Source organism: Streptomyces iconiensis, assembly GCF_028657195.3.
In the GTDB taxonomy this organism is placed as follows: Bacteria; Actinomycetota; Actinomycetes; order Streptomycetales; family Streptomycetaceae; genus Streptomyces; species Streptomyces iconiensis.
The window spans coordinates 41,026-57,518 of sequence record NZ_JANCPR020000048.1; the positions used below are offsets into that span (position 1 = coordinate 41,026).

At 70.8% G+C, this 16,493-nt stretch carries 13 protein-coding genes; 5 read left to right on the forward strand and 8 right to left on the reverse strand.

Annotation, left to right across the window (positions count from 1 at the left end):
* Positions 1–10: 10 nt before the first annotated feature.
* Both NMN56_RS34355 and NMN56_RS34360 read left to right on the forward strand, forming a co-directional pair.
* Positions 11–835 carry a helix-turn-helix domain-containing protein gene (locus NMN56_RS34355; RefSeq protein ID WP_274047392.1) on the forward strand — a complete coding sequence of 275 codons (825 nt, stop codon included), beginning with the start codon at positions 11–13 and terminating at the stop codon, positions 833–835.
* Positions 832–1,095, forward strand: coding sequence for a DUF397 domain-containing protein (locus NMN56_RS34360; protein WP_274047390.1), 264 nt, complete (start codon positions 832–834; stop codon positions 1,093–1,095). Before NMN56_RS34355 ends, NMN56_RS34360 begins: the two co-directional genes overlap by 4 nt.
* Before the next feature lie 88 nt (positions 1,096–1,183).
* Here NMN56_RS34360 and NMN56_RS34365 read toward each other — a convergent pair whose 3' ends face one another.
* Complete coding sequence (locus NMN56_RS34365; protein WP_274047389.1) at positions 1,184–1,711, reverse strand: cupin domain-containing protein; 528 nt, start codon at positions 1,709–1,711, stop codon at positions 1,184–1,186.
* Between the two features lie 208 nt (positions 1,712–1,919).
* On the opposite strand from NMN56_RS34365, the gene NMN56_RS34370 reads away from it, so the two are divergent.
* Positions 1,920–2,804, forward strand: a complete 885-nt coding sequence (locus NMN56_RS34370) for a helix-turn-helix transcriptional regulator (protein ID WP_274047388.1) — start codon at positions 1,920–1,922, stop codon at positions 2,802–2,804.
* 6 nt (positions 2,805–2,810) lie between these two features.
* Here the strand turns inward: NMN56_RS34370 and NMN56_RS34375 are convergent, their stop codons facing one another.
* The 5 genes from NMN56_RS34375 to NMN56_RS34395 all read right to left on the reverse strand — a co-directional run bounded on the left by NMN56_RS34375 (position 2,811) and on the right by NMN56_RS34395 (position 9,940).
* Positions 2,811–3,965, reverse strand: a complete 1,155-nt coding sequence (locus tag NMN56_RS34375; RefSeq protein ID WP_274047387.1) for an MFS transporter — start codon at positions 3,963–3,965, stop codon at positions 2,811–2,813.
* 142 nt (positions 3,966–4,107) lie between these two features.
* A complete protein-coding gene (locus NMN56_RS34380; RefSeq protein WP_274047386.1) occupies positions 4,108–4,695 on the reverse strand; it encodes a hypothetical protein in 588 nt (195 codons plus the stop codon).
* 125 nt (positions 4,696–4,820) lie between these two features.
* Complete coding sequence (rsgA, locus tag NMN56_RS34385) at positions 4,821–6,023, reverse strand: ribosome small subunit-dependent GTPase A (RefSeq protein WP_430542787.1); 1,203 nt, start codon at positions 6,021–6,023, stop codon at positions 4,821–4,823.
* A 496-nt stretch (positions 6,024–6,519) separates the two neighbouring features.
* Positions 6,520–8,772 (reverse strand): MMPL family transporter, encoded by a 2,253-nt coding sequence (locus tag NMN56_RS34390; RefSeq protein WP_274047385.1) that lies wholly within the window; start codon positions 8,770–8,772, stop codon positions 6,520–6,522.
* Between the two features lie 313 nt (positions 8,773–9,085).
* Complete coding sequence (locus tag NMN56_RS34395; RefSeq protein ID WP_274047384.1) at positions 9,086–9,940, reverse strand: enoyl-CoA hydratase/isomerase family protein; 855 nt, start codon at positions 9,938–9,940, stop codon at positions 9,086–9,088.
* 197 nt (positions 9,941–10,137) lie between these two features.
* Here NMN56_RS34395 and NMN56_RS34400 point away from each other — a divergent pair, with 197 nt between their 5' ends.
* Entirely contained in the window at positions 10,138–11,139 is a 1,002-nt protein-coding gene (locus tag NMN56_RS34400; protein ID WP_274047383.1) for an AraC family transcriptional regulator, read from the forward strand.
* Between the two features lie 24 nt (positions 11,140–11,163).
* On the opposite strand, the gene NMN56_RS34405 is transcribed toward NMN56_RS34400, so the two are convergent.
* Positions 11,164–12,306 (reverse strand): YihY/virulence factor BrkB family protein, encoded by a 1,143-nt coding sequence (locus NMN56_RS34405; protein ID WP_274047382.1) that lies wholly within the window; start codon positions 12,304–12,306, stop codon positions 11,164–11,166.
* A 114-nt stretch (positions 12,307–12,420) separates the two neighbouring features.
* On the opposite strand from NMN56_RS34405, the gene NMN56_RS34410 reads away from it, so the two are divergent.
* Positions 12,421–14,094 carry an acyl-CoA dehydrogenase family protein gene (locus NMN56_RS34410; RefSeq protein ID WP_274047381.1) on the forward strand — a complete coding sequence of 558 codons (1,674 nt, stop codon included), beginning with the start codon at positions 12,421–12,423 and terminating at the stop codon, positions 14,092–14,094.
* Positions 14,095–14,222: 128 nt separating this feature from the next.
* Here NMN56_RS34410 and NMN56_RS34415 read toward each other — a convergent pair whose 3' ends face one another.
* Positions 14,223–16,307: a protein kinase domain-containing protein gene (locus NMN56_RS34415; RefSeq protein WP_274047380.1), complete on the reverse strand. Its 2,085-nt coding sequence runs from the start codon at positions 16,305–16,307 to the stop codon at positions 14,223–14,225.
* Between the last annotated feature and the right edge of the window lie 186 nt (positions 16,308–16,493).

Genomic DNA, 16,493 nt, shown 5'->3' on the forward strand with positions numbered 1-16,493 from the left:
GGTCGGAGCAATGAACCAACCGAAGAAGCAGGGCAAGCGGGTGACTTCGTGGGGCCCGATCGGAGCGCAGGTCGCGCAATTTCGCCGGTACGCGGGAAAGACACAGCCCGTCCTGGCAGCGGACCTGTGCATCAGCGAGGACAAGCTCGCCTCCATCGAACAGGGCCGCAGGCCACTCCAGATGGCGCTGGCCGTCCAGATCGACACCCTCCTGGACACGAAGCGGGCGTTGGAGGCGGCTGTGGGGAAGGTGCCGGAGCGGGAACGGTATCCCGTGTTCGTGCAGGACTTCGTGGACTACGAGCACGAGGCGGTGACCCTGCTCTCGTACGAGACGTCGGTCGTACCCGGCCTGCTCCAGACCGAGGAGTACGCGCGGGCGGTCTTCGACTGCCGCTACCCACCCGTCGAGGACGAGACGGTGGACGACTGGGTGCAGGGCCGGATGGACCGGCAGAAGGTGTGGGAGCGATTCAAGCCGCCCCGGGCGAACTTCATCCTGGAGGAGGCGATCCTGCGCCGCCCGGTGGGCGGACGTGAGGTGATGCGGGAGCAGATCCGCCGGTTGCGCGACATGGCCCAACTCCCCTGCATGGGCCTCCAACTCATGCCGACGGACCGGATGCCGCACGCCGGGCTCGCGGGGCCGATGGTGCTACTGGAGACACCTGACCACGAGCATCTGACCTACGTGGAGGGGCAGCGGGTCAGCTTCCTCATCGACGACCCCGACGAGGTCAGTGTCATGCAACAAAAATATGGAATGCTGCGGTCACAGGCGCTGTCACCAGAGGAGAGCACGCGCCTGCTGGAGCAACTGCTAGGAGACCGATGAACACCGCAGCACGACCCCGGCACGCCTCTCCCGACCTGGCATGGTTCAAGTCCAGCTACAGCAGCGACGAGGGCGGCAACTGCCTCGAAGTCGCCTACCACTGGCACAAGTCCAGCTACAGCGGCAGCCAGGGCGGCGAGTGCGTGGAGGTCGCCGCGCACCCGGCGGCCGTGCACATCCGCGACTCCAAAGTGACGGACAGCCCCATCCTCACCGTCACCCCCCACGCCTGGTCCACCTTCATCAGCCACGCAGGCTGAACGCGTGCTCGGTTGACGACGGCGCGTAGGCGCCGTCGTCGGCGTGCCGGTTTCGCCAGCGGACACTCCAGCGCCTAGCTCTGAAGTGCTAGGCGAAGTCGTCGTGGTCGATACCGACAATGACGGCCGCACAGACCGCTGGCACGTCACCGTTATTGATCCACCGGTGCTTCGTCCCGTTCTGGATGATCGTGTCGCCTGGCTTCAGAGTCTTGCTGGCGCCATCGTCGAGTTCGAGGGTCAGCTCTCCGGACAAGACCACCATGAGGTCGACGCTGGCCGACTTGTGCATCCCGCCGCCTTCGGGGAAATCACCGTCGAAGCCGTAACGCATTTGCCGCCTCGGGGTAAACGTCCCCGGTGCCAGCTCCGGCAACGGGTCTGCGCCGTTCGGTGCCAGCGTGACCATTACGTAGCGAAACCCGCCGGGCCTCGGGAAGTATTCGTCCTCACAGGCAGGCTCCGAACCGGCGTCAGGGAAGCGCACGCCTTTGTAGTCGCCGCCCCAAATCTGGTGAATCGGGCCACCACCCCCGTCGTGTTCAAGCTCCACGTCACTGGCAAAAACAGCCTTGCCCTCCGCGTTATGACCAGTGGCTACTCGCCTTATCGTCATGCTGAACTCCCTAATGCGTTGATGGACGTCGCGGCTTCACGGCTTCACGCGGATGAGTTTCTTGGTAACGCGGGGTACGGGATACAGGGCCTCTCCGCGTTTCCGTGCCCCGCCAGGAAACCCGTATTCGCGCGTGGGTGGGAGCTACCGCTCTTCCGGGTAATGGCAGTACCTCCCAGCACACCGCCACACGATCTACGGTGGTGAGGTGACCGACAGCAGGAGGCATGAGCAGGCCGACGCGGTGCGGAAGTTCCTCAGTACCCGTCGCGGGCGCATTACGCCCCAGCAGGCAGGACTGCCCGTATTCGGTGTCAAACGGCGAGTGACGGGGCTGCGCCGGGAGGAGGTGGCGCTGCTGGCCGGGATGAGCGTTGACTACTACATCCGCCTTGAGCGAGGGAACTTGAGCGGCGCCTCCGACTCGGTGCTGGACTCCTTGTCCCACGCACTTCGGCTCGACGATGCCGAGCGGGCCTACCTCTACGACCTGGCCCGCGCGGCCACCGCGTCCGGGCGTCGGCCACCCGCTGCGACTGGGCGCATCCGACCGGTGGTCCAGCGGATGCTCGACGCGATGACCGACCTGCCCGCCTACCTCCGCAACGGGCGGTTCGACGTCCTCGCCGCCAACTCTCTCGGCCAGGCTCTGTATGCCCCGGTCTACGATTCCCCGTTGTTCGCGCAGCGTGGTCCGGTCAACACCGCGCGGTTCCTGTTCCTCGATCCTGGTTCCGCCGATTTCTGGCCCGAGTGGGAGAAAGCCGCCAACGACTCAGTCGCCTACCTGCGCACCGAGACCGGCCGCTCGCCGCAGGACAAGGCCCTGACGGACCTGATCGGAGAGCTGTCCACGAAGAGCGACGAGTTCGCGCGGCGTTGGGCCAGGCACGACGTGAAGTTCCACCGCTCCGGCCTGAAGCGACTCCACCACCCGCTCATCGGGAACCTGGCTCTGCCCTACGAAGCCCTCGAACTGCCCACTGACCCCGGGCTCTGTATCACCGTCTACTCGCCCGAGCCCGACTCATCCGAACGTCAGGCACTCGATCTTCTGGCCAACTGGACCAGCTCGGCCGCTCGCGAGCGCTGACAATCGTCACCCCCCTCGTCCTCCCCACCCCGGCGCGGCACCCCGACGCAGCGCGAGAACCACGGGCAGGAAGAGGCAGCTCGCCGCGGCGAAGAGCGGGCCAGGACCTGCCCATCCCGAGCCGAGCGCGTACGCCCCGTACACCGCGACCGCGACGACCTCCGAGCCGAAGCCCGCGAGCGAGAGGACGGTGGCGCGGGCGCCGTCCTCGATACGGTCCTGGAGACGGGCCTCGGTGTGCGCGATCGTCCAGGAGAACGCCCCGAAGGCGGCGCCGACCAGCGCGGTTCCCTCCGGGCTGCCCCACACGATGAGCAGCGCGCCCGCGACCAGCGCGAGGACCCCGCCGCCCAGCACCCGCTGCGCCCACCGCTCACCCCGGCCCGCGAGCCAGCCGCCGACGGCCGCGCCCGCTGTGACCAGCATGACGAGCAGCGGCACGATTCCCGGCCCGACGCCCGTGCTCTGCGCCAGGAACGGCACGTACTCGTCCAGCGCCGTCGCCCCCGTCACGACGCTCACGACCACGACGCCCCGCGCCACCCCGCTCCCCCGGGCCACCTGCCGCATACCGGCGAGGAGGACCGCCATCCCACCGCACTGGTCCTCGGCTCCCCGCACGCCCTCGGCCGGGAGCGCGTCCGGGTCGGGGGTCGCGTCCGGGGCCGTTCGCGGGAAGGTGAGGGCGACGCAGGCGGTCAGGGCGCAGACGCCGACGGAGGCGGTCCCGACCGCGAGGTAGCCGCCGTCCGGCAGGACGAGCGCGGCGAGCGCGTCGGCCAGCAGGGCGGCGGTGACGCCGAGCGCCTGCGCGCGTCCGGCGAGCCGCGCGTACGCCGCTGATTCACCGCGCGCAGCGAGCTGCTCGTAGACGAGGGCCTGCACGGTGCCGGACCGCAGCGCCGAACCGGCGCCCCACAGCACGAAGCCGCAGGCGAAGGCCGGGTAGGAGGGCAGGAACGTCCACAGCGCGAACCCCGTACCGCCCAGCAGCGGCGCGAGCACGAGCAGCAGGCGGCGGGAGAAGAGGTCGGACCACACGCCGGAGGGGATCTCCAGCGCGAAGGTGGTCACGGACCACAGGACGAAGAGCGAGGAGACCTCGGCCGGGCTCAGCCCGTGCGCGGTGAAGAGCAGCGCGTAGACGGGGTAGAGCAGCACGAGATCGTCGAGGAAGGAGTACGCGTACAGCGGCGCCGCGACCCTCGCGGACCCGGAGAGCGCGAAGCGGCCCGCGCGCGTACGGCGGCGGGGAGCCCGGCCCGAACCACGGTGGAATCAATGTCGCTTCATGGCCGACAGCCTACGTGTTCGAGGGCCCCTGCGGCAGGCGCTGGAGCAGCCCCCAGGTGAACTCCGCAACCACGTCGTGGAGTTCACCGACGCGGTCAGAGGCCGTGAACGCGAGCTGCCATCGCGTCGGCGCCGACCCCTCCCGGGACCGGGTGGGCGCGAAGGCGCGGGCGACCTCATCCACGGTGCAGCTCCAGGGCGCGAGGTCCTCGACGGTACGCAGGGACGGCGCCGCCACGCCGGGCGCGCGCACGAGCCACGCGTTCCACACGGCCCCGCCGCCGGGTGCGGCCAGCGCCTCGAAGCGCAGGTCCGGCCAGAGCGGCACGGGCCAGGTGACGACCTGGCATTCGAGGTCCCCCACGCGGCGCCGCGTCTCACTCTCGGGCTCCCCCAGCACGGACCTGTACCGGCCGAGCGAGGACCGCCCCGCACCACGCGGCGACCGCACCATGGCCTGCCACCGCTTGTTGGCCTCGCGCATCTCGGCATGGCCGACGCCCAGTTCCCGCAGCGCCGCGTCAACCCGCCCCGCCTGAAAATCAGCCATCCTGCGCAGCAGAACCAACTGAAACTGGAGCGGACCGAACGAATCCATCCCCCGACGCTACCAACCGTCCTCATCCGTGCTTGATCTTCGCGCGTGGGAGGGTTCCGGGGCCGGGGCCGCCGTCGGTGGAACGGTCACGATCACCGACGGCGGCGGTTCCGGCGCGGGGCTGCTCAGGCGCGGCGGTGGGGGCCGCGTTTGCGTTCCATCATGTGGCGGCCGAGCGCCTGCCGTTGCTTGAACATGTGGCGCTGCTCGGCGCGGAGGCGCGCGTCGGTGCGGGCCGCGAGGCGGGTGTTCTCGCGCAGGAGCTTGCGGTAGCTGTCGAGCCGCCGTTCGGGGAGGGTGCCGTCCGCGACGGCGGCCGTGACGGCGCAGCCCGGTTCGCTGTCGTGGGCGCAGTCCTGGAAGCGGCAGTCGCGGGCCAGTTCCTCGATCTCGGAGAACGCCTGCCCGAGACCGTCCTGCGCGTCCCACAGGCCGACGCCGCGCAGCCCCGGTGTGTCGATGAGGACGCCGCCTCCGGCTGAGGCGGGCAGCGGCAGCAGGTTGCGTGTGGTGGTGGTGTGCCGCCCCTTGCCGTCCCTGTCCCGGGTGACCTGTACGGCCTGGCTCTCCTCCCCCAACAGCGCGTTGGCCAGGGTGGACTTGCCGGCTCCCGACTGCCCGAGCAGCGCCGTCGTACCGCCGGCGACCACGGCGGCGAGGATGTCGAGCCCCTCCCCCGTCTCGGCGCTGACGGGCAGCACCTGGACGCCGGGCGCCACGGTCTCGGCGTCGGTGCGCAGATGCGCGAGGGTCGCCTCGTCGGGTACGAGGTCGGCCTTGGTGAGCACCAGCACCGGCTGCACGGCGATGCTCTCCCCGTGCGCCTGCTCCCGCAGCAGCGCGTCACCGCTGGAGCAGGACATGGCGAGGGCGAGAAACCGCTCGATGCGGCCGAGGTCCAACTCGTCGGCGAGCGACACACAGATGACGACATGGTCGATGTTGGTGGCCAGCACCTGGCCCTCGGAACGCTTCGAGGAGGTCGAGCGGACGAAGGCGTTACGGCGGGGCAGCAGCGCCCGCACATACCGGGGATCACGGTCCCCGGTATCGACGGCTGTCCAGTCCCCCGTGCACACGACGCTCATCGGATCACTGGGAACCACGAACTCGGTGTCGGCGCGGACCAATCCGCCGGGGGTGAGCACGTCGCACTGCCCACGGTCGACACGTACGACACGGCCGGGCAGGAGCCCCTGCTCGGCGTACGGCGCGAACACCGCGTCCCAGTCCGCGTCCCAGCCGTACGGAACCAGCGGGCTCCGAGAGGCCGAAGCGGCTGGAGAGGCCGGTGAGAGTGGCGAGCCGGGAGAGTCCGGCGCGGGCAGCGCGGACGGAGACTGCCCCAGGAAAGAAGAAGAGGAAGACGAAGAGGAAGACAAGGGGTGACCCTTCACATGGGTGGCCCCGACTGCGCGCGCTTGGGCGCGGAAGGAAGAGTAAGCAGGTTCAGCCGGCGGCCACGGAGGTGGACGTGAGGAACTTCCGGATGCGGGCAGCGCCCTTCACCACGACAGCCATCGGTCACACCCCCTGGGGTCTCTCGCACAAACACAGCGGCGACGAGCGCCCACTGCGCGAACGTGCCGAGCGTAGCCGCCCCCGCCAGGGCGGACCACCCCTTTTTGCGCACAGCGCCGAGGACCCGCGCCTCATCGCCCCCCGGCACACCCCCGCCGCCCACGCGCAAACACCGTGCCCGCCTCCGCGGCGGCGGAGGCGGGCACGGTAGGGGACGCGGTCTCGCGACGGGCCCCGATACGGGTTCCACGGCGGGGCTACGGGGCTCCGCAACAGGAGCCCACGACAGGACTCGCGACAGGCTCAGACCCCGGCTGAGTCCTTCTCCTGCGAGGTCCCGGCCGCCGGTTCCGCAGAGGGTGAGGGCGCCGGCGCCGGGCCGCCTTCGCTGAGCCCGAACCGTGCGTGGAACTTGCGCAGGAACGGGGGCGCGTACCAGGCCGAACGGCCGAGGAGGCGCATGGCGGCGGGCAGCAGGATGCCGCGTACGGCGACGGCGTCCAGGAGGATGGCCAGCCCGGTGCCCAGGCCGAACATCATCATGAAGCTGATCTTGGCGGTCCCGAAGGCGAAGAAGCTCACCGACAGCACGGCAGCCGCAGCGGTGATGATGCCTCCCGTGTGCCCGAGGCCGTTGACCACGGCGCGTCCGGTGCTCTCACCCTGGTCGTGCAGCTCCTTGATCCGGCTGGTGACGAACACCTCGTAGTCCATCGAGAGACCGAAGGCGATGCAGAACATCAGCACGGTCATCGAGGTGTCCATCGGCTGTGGCGTGAAGCCGAACACGCCGGCGAGGTGGCCGTCCTGGAACATCCACGTCACGACGCCGAGGGCCGCCGAAAGGCTGATCCCGTTGAGGACGAGCGCGCGCAGCGGATGCACGACGCTGCCCGTGAACAGGAAGAGGAGGATGAAGGTGGTGAGCGCCACCAGGGTCGCGGCGAGCGGGAGGTTGCTGCTGATGGAGTCCTTGGAGTCCACCAGGTCTGCGTCCGTCCCGCCGACCAACGGGGCCGTCCCGGCGGGGGGTTCGGCCGCCCGCACTGCCTTGACCAGGCTCTCGGCCTCCTCCGACTTCGGCGTCAGCGAGCTGACCACGTTGACCCGCTGGGCGTCCGGGCGTGCGAGCGCCGCACCGGCGGGGCCTGCGGGCTTCGAGGTGCCCTCGACGTAGGTTCCCGTGGAGGACTCGACGCGGACGACGCCCTTGAGCCCGGACAGCCCCTTGGCGTACGCGTCCAGCGGGGAGGTGCCAACGGACTGGCTGAAGACGACGTGGATGGCGGAGTTGTCGTCGCCGTCGAAGTTCGTCCGCAGCAGCTCCGAGACCTGGCGGCTCTCGGCGTCCTCCGGCAGCACCCGCTCGTCCGCCGTACCGAAGTTGATGCCCAGCAGCGGGCTCGCGGCCACCAGCAGTACCGCGAGCACCGGCAGCGCGGTGAGCGCGGGGCGCCGCATGACGGTACCGGCCAGCCGCCCCCACAGCGGCTTCCGGGCGGCGGACGCGGCGGCGCGCTTCCGCTTCGCCCACGGCATCCGTCCGCTGTTGACCCGGTGCCCCAGGGCGTTGAGCAGCGCCGGCATCACGAACAGGGTGCCGACGGACGCGATGACGACGACCCCGACCCCCGCGTAGGCGAACGAGCGGAGGAAGTACATCGGGAACACCGCGAGCGCCGCGAGCGCGATGGCCACCGTGGCGGCCGAGAACGCGACCGTGCGGCCCGCGGTCGCCACCGTGTGCCGGACGGCGTCGGGCACCTCGGCGCCCGCATCGAGCTGCTCCCGGAACCGGCTGACCATCAGCAGCGCGTAGTCGATCGCCAGCCCGAGGCCGAGGGCTGTGGTCAGGTTGGTCGCGGTGATGGAGATGCTGGTGACACCGCCGAGCAGCGAGAGTTCGGCGAGCGAACCCGCGATCGCGATGACGGCGATGGCCAGCGGCAGCAGGGCCGCTACGGCGCTGCCGAAGACGAACAGGAGCAGCAGAAGCGTCAGGGGGATGGCGATCGCCTCGGCCACGACGAGGTCAACGCCCGACTGTGTTCCCAACTCCTGGCCGACGACGGTGCTCCCGGTCGCCCTGATGTCGAGCCCGCCCTCGCGCTTACCGGTGTACTTGTCGAGGATCTCCTTGGCGTTGTCCCTCGACGCGCTGTCACCGCCCTTCACATGGGCGGCGACCATGGCTTCGCCACCGTCCTTGGAGCGGAGGCCGGGGTTGCCCGTGTCCCAGTACGACATCACGTTCTCAAGGTGCTTCTCCTTCTTGAGATCGGCTGTCAGTGCCCGGCCCGCCCGCTCGGCCCCGGGAGTGTCGGCGCGGCCTTCTCCCGCGCTGACCAGCAGCACCAGGTTGGTCTCCCCGCCGAACTTGTCGTCGATGGCTGTCTCGGCTTTGCTGGACTCGGAACCCGGGTCGGAGTAGCCCCCGTCCACCAGCTTGCCGAACGCTCCTGCGCCCACCGCCCCCATGAGAGCCACGACCACGGCGGCGACGACGAGTACCAGCCGGGACCGGCGTATCGCCAGTTCGGCTATGCGTTCAAACACGCACTTTCTCCTTCGGGTGTCATACGGCGGAAAAGACCTGACGGGGGTCGGACCGGCATGAGGGGCATGGCACCGTGCGCACGTGCTGCCCATGCCGAGGACAAGGCGAACCGGTCCCGGAACGCGCTGTCGCGTTCCCCGTCGCCGCTGACGACGTTAGCGAGGTGAAAGGAGTTTGAGCAGTGCCAGTTTTCTCTAACGGGCGCCTGGTTCACCTGACACCGTCAGGTGAACCAGGCCACCAGGCACTCGCCGCGCCCTGAGCACCAGCACCGCGGACCCGTGGGCGGGGGGCGGGCGGGCTGAGACCGCGCTACTTGTCGAGCCCGTCGAGCAGTTCCTCCAGCGCGAGTTCACCGTCGCGGGTCTGGGCACCGGCCTCCACGGCACGGGCCATACGGTCGACGACGGGCCGCGGCGCGGGATAGACCTTCGCGTGCGCCTGGGCCTCCTCGGTCAGGTCAGGGACCGGGCCGCTCGCCTCGGCCGCGTCGATGGCCTGCTTGGCCGCTTCGGCAACACCGGTCGGCAGCGCGCCGATCCGCCGCGCGAGCGCGTCCACGAAGGTGTCGAGCGCGTCCGGAGCGACGGCACGGTTGATCCAGCCGTACCGCTCTGCCAGGTCGGTGTCGAACAGTTCGGCGCCGAGGACGACCTCCAGCGCGCGGGCGCGTCCGACGAGCCGGGTCAGGTACTGGGTACCGCCGCCGCCGGGGAAGATGCCCATCCGGGTCTCCGGCTGCGCCAGCCAGGTCTCACCGCGTGCGGCGAAGCGCATGTCGGCGGCCATGGCCAGCTCGGCGCCCCCTGCCCTGAGCCGGCCCCGCAGCTTGGCGATGGTGATCTGCGGCAGGGCGCGGAAGCGTTCGTGCAGCTGCTGAAGGGGATTGAGGTTCGGGTCGCCCTCGTCGTCGGCGAGCGCCACCAGCTCCTCGGGCTCGAACATCCACGTGAGGTCGGCGTGGGCCGAGAAGAACTCCGGGTTCGCCGACTCCACGACGAGCACGCGCAGTTCGTGGTCGTCCTTGGCGCTGCGGACCACCTGGATCAGGTCCGTCACGAGCGCCTTGTCGATGGTGTTGACCGGCGGGTTGTCCAGCGTCACGGTGGCGACGGCGCCGGTGCGGGTGACGCGCAGTGCGGTGTATCCGGTCTCGGTGAGCGGCATGGTGGCTCCTTGGAGCGATCGAAAGAGAACAGAGGAAACGACGGGAGAAACACGGGAGAAACAGAGCCCGGTCTCACGCTCTGTTTTCACCTTATGGAGAGCACCGCGCCTGTTTCGATGCTCGTTCGCTCCAGTCCCTTGTCCCTCTGTGTCACCGCCATGGCCGCCGCGAAGAGGCCGGCCGTACGCTTTCCGGCATGGACGTACTGGCTGATGCCCTCGCCGTCGCGGGGGTACGCGGAACCGTGGCAGTCCGGATCGACGGCAGCCGGGACTGGGGCGTGCGGTGGGCGCAGAACGCGGACGCGGTGCTCTACGCCGTCGCTTCGGGCAGCGCCTGGCTCACACCGGCGAGCCCCGAGGGCGGCGCCGAACCCATCGAACTGCTGCCTGGCGATGTCGTCCTGCTCCCCACGGGCGCCGCGCACCACATAGCCGGCGACCCCCACCGCACACCGAAAGCCTGCGATGTCGCGCTCACCGATGAGCTGCGGGAGACCGGAGCCGCCATGAAGGTCGGCACGGGCGAGCCCCACACGCACCTGCTGGGCGCCTCCTACCAGCACGATCGCGTGGTGTCGCTGCACGTCTTCACGCTGCTCCCGCCCGTCGTGCACATCCGCGGCAGCGAGGCCCACACCGCGCTCGACGGCACCGTGCGGCTGCTCACCCAGGAGACGGCCGACCCGCAGCTCGCCACCTCCGTCGTGCTCGACCGGCTCGTCGACGTCGTCCTCGTCCAGCTCCTGCGCTGCTGGCTGCGCACGCACCCCGACCTCATCAGGGGCTCCTGGCTCGGCGCCCTCACCGATCCGCTCGTCGCCGACGCGATGAACCGCATGCACCGCGAGCCCGACAGGCCCTGGAGCACCGAGGCGCTCGCGCAGGCACTCGCGGTCTCCCGCTCCACCCTCACCCGCCGCTTCCGGGAGGCGGCGGGACAGTCGCCCGGCGCCTACCTGACGCGGTGGCGCATGGACCTCGCGGCACGTCAGCTGCGGGACACCGACACCAAGGTGGAGAGCATCGCCCGGTCCGTCGGCTACACCTCGGTCTACGCCTTCAACCGCGCGTTCAGCCGCACCAGATCCCTGCCGCCGGCACGCTTTCGCCGTGACTCACGCCGTGTCCCCCACCAGGGCCCCCACCATGGCCCTCACCGTGACTCCGACCGGGCGCCGGCACCGGCCGGGCCCTGACCTGATCTGATCTGACCTGACCTGTCAGAGGCCCTGGTTGCCGTGGCGGGTGTCGCCGTTGCGGTCGCGTGGGAGGAGGCGCCCGCGTACGTCCGACGGAGGCAGGAACTTCGTCCAGCGCTCCGGGAATTCGGCGGGGGCGTCCTCGGCCCCCGTGTCGTCCCCGAAGTCGTCGTCATCCTCGTCGTCCTCGTCCTCGTCGTCGTGCTCAGCCTCCGCGCCGGCTCCCCGGGCCTTGCGCGCCGCGACGGCGGCGACGACCTCGGCCGCCGCCTCCTCGCGCCTGCGCTCGTTGGCGCGGCGGGCCGCCGCCGTGGCCACGGACGGCCACACGTGGTCGATGGCGGCGTTCACGGCCGCGCCGACCAGCACGGCGAAGGCGGAGACGCCGATCCACAGCAGCACGGCCACGGGTGCGGCCAACGAGCCGTAGATCGTGGGCCCCTCGACGGTGTTCGTCAGGTAGAGGCGCAGCAGGAAGCTGCCGAAGACCCAGATCACCAGCGCGACCAGCGCACCGGGAACGTCCTCGCGCCACGGCGAACGCACCGGCACCGACACGTGGTAGAGCGTGGTGAGGAAGGCGATGGACAGCAGCAGCACGACGGGCCAGTAGAAGACGCCGACGACCCACTGGGCCTGCGGCACGAGCCGCAGCACCGCGTCGGGGCCCGCCACCATCAACGGCAGCGCGACGGCGCCGATGACCAGCGCCACCAGATACAGGCCGAAGGCCAGCAGCCGCGTCTTGACGATGCCGCGGCGCCCGTCCAGCCCGTACATCACGGTGATGGTGTCGATGAAGACGTTCACGGCACGTGACCCCGACCAGAGCGCCAGCGCGAAGCCGAGCGAAATGACGTCGGGGCCGCCGCCCTTGATCACGTCGTCGATGAGGGGCCGCGCGAGCTGGTCGACGCCCTTGCTGGACAGCACGGCGGAGGACGCGTCGAGGAAGTTCGTGCGGATGGAGTCGATGGTCTCCTGGCCGATCCAGTCCAGATAGCCCAGCAGACCGATCAGCCCGAGCAGCAGCGGAGGGATGGAGATCAGGGTGAAGAAGGCGGCCTCGGCGGCCAGACCGAGCACCCGGTACTCCATGCAGGAGTTGACCGTGTCCTTGAGCAGCAGCCACGCCATCCTGCGCTTGGGCACGTCGCGATACATGACCCGGGCCTTGCGGAGTTGTCCGCGGGAGCGCCTGGGTGCCCATCTCGGGGCCCGATCGGGGGTCTGCTCAGGGGTTTCCTCGGCTGCACGCACGTCTTTAACGTATCTGGCATGCCAGCCTCGACACACACCGTGACCAACCAGGCTTCGCCCCTGGCCGACTACGACGTCTTCTCCGCCGACCCCGCGCTCGTCGAAGGTGTCGCCCTGCACATCGCGCCGGAGCGCGCGGAGGAGGCGCGCTCCGAACTGTCCGAGCTGGGCAGCGCCGCGGGTTCCGCCGAGGCGCAGGAGTGGGGCACACAGGCCAACGAGTGCCCGCCCGTACTGCGCACACACGATCGTTACGGGCACAGGATCGACGAGGTCGACTTCCACCCCGCCTGGCACCGCCTCATGGAACGCGGCGTCGCAGCCGGGCTCACCGACCCCTGGTCCAGGCCCGACGGGCAGCTGCGGCGTTCGGCTGCGTTCTACGTGTGGACCCAGGTCGAGGCGGGGCACGGCTGCCCGCTGTCGATGACGCACGCCGCCGTGCCCGCGCTGCGCAAGGAGCCGCAGCTCGCGGCCGAGTGGGAGCCGCTGCTCGGCTCGCGTACGTACGACTACGGGCTCGACAGGCCGGCGGCGGCGAAGGCGGGCGCCCTCGCGGGTATGGGCATGACGGAGAAGCAGGGCGGCAGCGACGTACGCGCCAACACGACGACGGCCGTGCCGCTGGCGGGCGAGGGCGAGTACGCACTGACGGGCCACAAGTGGTTCTGTTCCGCGCCGATGTCGGATGTCTTCCTCGTGCTGGCGCAGGTGCCCTCCGGCGGAGAGAACGACAGGCTGACCTGTTTCCTGGTGCCGCGCGTCCTGCCGGACGGTACGCGCAACACGTTCCGCATCCAGCGCCTCAAGGACAAGCTGGGCAACCGTTCCAACGCCTCCAGCGAGGTCGAGTTCGACGGCACCACCTGGGCACGCCGCGTCGGCGAGGAGGGGCGCGGGGTCGCGACCATCATCGAGATGGTCGCCGCGACCCGTCTGGACTGCGTCACAGGGTCAGCGGCGCTGATGCGGCAGGCCGTCGCGCAGGCGACCCACCACGCGGCGCACCGTGCCGTGTTCGGCAAGGAGCTGATCGACCAGCCGCTCATGCGCAACGTCCTGGCCGACATGGCCGTCGAGTCCGAGGCCGCGACGGCACTCGCGCTGCGGCTCGCCACCGCGTACGACAGTGCGGCGGGCGACGGCGCCGGGGCCGAGCACGACCGCGCGCTGCTGCGCCTGGCCGTGCCCACGGCGAAGTACTGGGTCACCAAGCGGTGCGTGCCCCTCGCGGGTGAGGCCCTCGAATGCCTCGGCGGCAACGGTTACGTCGAGGAGTCCGGCATGCCGCGCCTGCTGCGCGAGTCACCGCTCAACTCCATCTGGGAGGGGTCGGGGAACGTCCAGGCGCTCGATGTGCTGCGCGCGCTCCAGAAGTCGCCGGACGCGCTCAACGCGTTCCTCACCGAGCTGGGGCGCGCACGCGGCGCCGACTTCCGGCTCGACGCCGCCGTCAAGGACATGCTCACGCAACTGTCCGACCTGGACGGCATCGAGAGCCGCGCCCGGCGCCTCGTGGAGCGGATGGCGCTCGTCCTCCAGGGCTCCCTCCTGGTGCGCCACGCGCCCCCCGAGGTCGCGGACGCGTTCTGCGCTTCCCGCCTCGGCGGCGACTGGGGCGCGGCCTTCGGCACCCTGCCCAGCGGCCTGGACCTCGGCACCATCGTCGAACGTGCGCTGCCGGTGGCGTAGGGCCGCCGGTGTGGACCGAGCCGGGCTCGCGACGCCCGCCAAGACCGGTCCTCCGGCCCCGGCGTGGCCGCTCGGCACACCAGCTCAGCACGCCCGCAGGGCACAGGGCACAGGGTCAGCACACCGGCTCAGAACACCGGCATGGCCCGGATGTTCCCTCCCGTGCGGACGAAGACACGGTTCCCGGCGGCGACGAGCCCGACCTCGCCGCCGCCGTGGAGCTGCGGGTCCCACACGGTCTTGCCCTCGGCGATGTCGCCTACGGACAGCTCGTTCTCCAGTTCGGTGTCAATGCCCCACACGCCGTTGCCCTGCACTGCCAGCCGCACGCCGGTGCTGCTGCTGCCCCTCGCGTCCCAGACCTTGGAGCCGTCGGCGCGCTTCATGCGCCGGAAGGTGGTCCCGTGGGTGGCATACAGACTGCTGCCGTGGACGGTGGGCGGACCCCACGCCTCCGGGTCGTTGTCCAGGAGGTCCCTCGACGCCTGTTTCCAGCGCTGCTCGCCGTCGCGTACGGAGTGCGCGCTGAGCACCCGGCCGTTCACATAGACGGTGTCGCCGTGGACGGTGGGCGTGACGGGCTTGTCCCACAGGTCCTCAAGGCTCCACGCGAGCCGTCCGTCGGCGGTACGGAAGGTGAGGACGCCGCCGTCCTTGGTGGACACGAACAGCCGTCCCCCGCCGACCGCTCCGGGACCCTCGATCTTCTGCCGGTGGCGCGCGGGGATCTTCGCGGTCCAGCGCACCTGGGCGTCGGCGGAGTTGACGGCACGTAGTTCGCCGTCCTCGGTGACGAGGTACACCGTCTTGTCGTCAGCGGCCAGCAGCACCCAGGCCGCCACGCCCGCCGTCCACTTGGGCTCCCCCGTGGAGGCGACGAACGTGCGCAGCGTGCCGTCGGCGTCCGCGCTCGCGAGCAGCCGGTCGGAGAGCGAGAGGATGCCGCGCCGGGTGTCGGTGTTCCCGGCGGTCCAGCGGCGCTTGCCGTCAACGACGTTTCGGGCCTCCAGCGCGTCGGAGCCGTTGCCGATCGCGAGCACGTCCCGTACGGGCACGGGAGAGGGCGCGTTGGTGCCCAGCACGTCGAAGGGGCCCCAGATCGCCTTCGGGTCCTCGCCGACGATGTAGTCGCCCGCGTCGGCGGAGAGCACCCGCGCCTTCGGGGTCTTCCTGGCCGGGGGTATGTCGAAGGACGTGTCGTCGGCCGAGCTGAGCAGCACGGCGGCCGTACCGCCCCCGGCCGCGAGTACGGCACCGCCGGCGCCGAGCACGGTGAGCAGACGGCGCCGCGAGAAGCGACCTGCGGGCTCGGCGCCCGGCGTGACCGTATCGGCGGTGAGCTGGTGCACGCTGCGCTCGCGCGCCCCGATCTCGTCGGCCACGGGGCCACGCCGCCAGGCCCTGTCGGCGCCGCGCGGCGGGGCGAAGGCCCGCACGATCCGGTCGGGCGGCGGCCGGAAAGCGGGGTCCTTGGCGAGGCAGGGCTCGATGAGCGGGCGCAGCGCCTCGGGAACCCCGTCCAGCCGGGGCTCACCGTGCACGACCTCGTACTGCAGGGCTGCCACATGTGAGGCGTCGAACGCGCGTTGGCCGCTGGCCGCGTACACCAGCACGGCCCCGAGCGAGAACAGGTCAGCCGCCGCCGAAACCCGGTGGCCCAGCACCTGCTCGGGCGCCCCGTAGCCGGGCGTCACGGGGATCTGCCCCGTGGTGGTGAGGGTGAGCCCGTGCTGGGGGCGGGCGATGCCGAAGTCGATGACGCGGGGACCCGACGAGGTCAGCACGATGTTGGAGGGCTTGAGGTCGCGGTGGATCAGGCCGGCGGCGTGCACATCGGCCAGGGTGCGCGCGAGGGACGCCGCGAGGGCGCGCACCGCCGGCTCACCGAGGGCACCGTGCTGGTCGACGGCCTCGTCGAGGGTGGGCCCCGCCAGGAACTCCGTGGCCATCCACGGCCGCGCGTCGTCCGTACGCGCCGCGAGCACCCGCGCCACGCCCTTGCTGACCACGGCCTGCGCCGCGTGCGCCTCACGGAAGAAGCGCTGTACGAGGTGCTCCTCGTGGGCGAGTTCGGGCCGCAGCACCTTGATCGCCGCGACACCGCCCGCACTGTCCTGACCGATGTACACCTTGCCCATACCGCCCTCGCCGAGCACGCCGAGCAGACGGTAGGGACCGAGACGGAGGGGGTCGCCGGTGCTGAGTGGGTTCATGGGGTTCGACTGTCCGGAGGGTCGTTGGGATAGGGCTCGCTGGGCGGGGGTCCGGGGCTGAGGGCCGTGGGCGGGGGCGCGTGGGTGCGAGGGTCGTGAGTGCGGAGGAGGTCGGGGAGATGGCGGGGGTCGGGGGCCGGAGCCGTCAGCGCGGCCCGTACAGGGCGGACACGGGCGGATACGGGC

Coding starts and splice junctions, on each gene's coding strand:
- NMN56_RS34355 (WP_274047392.1), top strand. CDS start 11: ATGAACCAACCGAAGAAGCAGGGCAAGCGGGTGACTTCGTGGGGCCCG.
- NMN56_RS34405 (WP_274047382.1), bottom strand. CDS start 12,306: ATGTATCGCGACGTGCCCAAGCGCAGGATGGCGTGGCTGCTGCTCAAG.
- NMN56_RS34395 (WP_274047384.1), bottom strand. CDS start 9,940: ATGCCGCTCACCGAGACCGGATACACCGCACTGCGCGTCACCCGCACC.
- NMN56_RS34400 (WP_274047383.1), top strand. CDS start 10,138: ATGGACGTACTGGCTGATGCCCTCGCCGTCGCGGGGGTACGCGGAACC.
- NMN56_RS34380 (WP_274047386.1), bottom strand. CDS start 4,695: ATGGATTCGTTCGGTCCGCTCCAGTTTCAGTTGGTTCTGCTGCGCAGG.
- NMN56_RS34415 (WP_274047380.1), bottom strand. CDS start 16,307: ATGAACCCACTCAGCACCGGCGACCCCCTCCGTCTCGGTCCCTACCGT.
- NMN56_RS34365 (WP_274047389.1), bottom strand. CDS start 1,711: ATGACGATAAGGCGAGTAGCCACTGGTCATAACGCGGAGGGCAAGGCT.
- NMN56_RS34360 (WP_274047390.1), top strand. CDS start 832: ATGAACACCGCAGCACGACCCCGGCACGCCTCTCCCGACCTGGCATGG.
- NMN56_RS34410 (WP_274047381.1), top strand. CDS start 12,421: ATGCCAGCCTCGACACACACCGTGACCAACCAGGCTTCGCCCCTGGCC.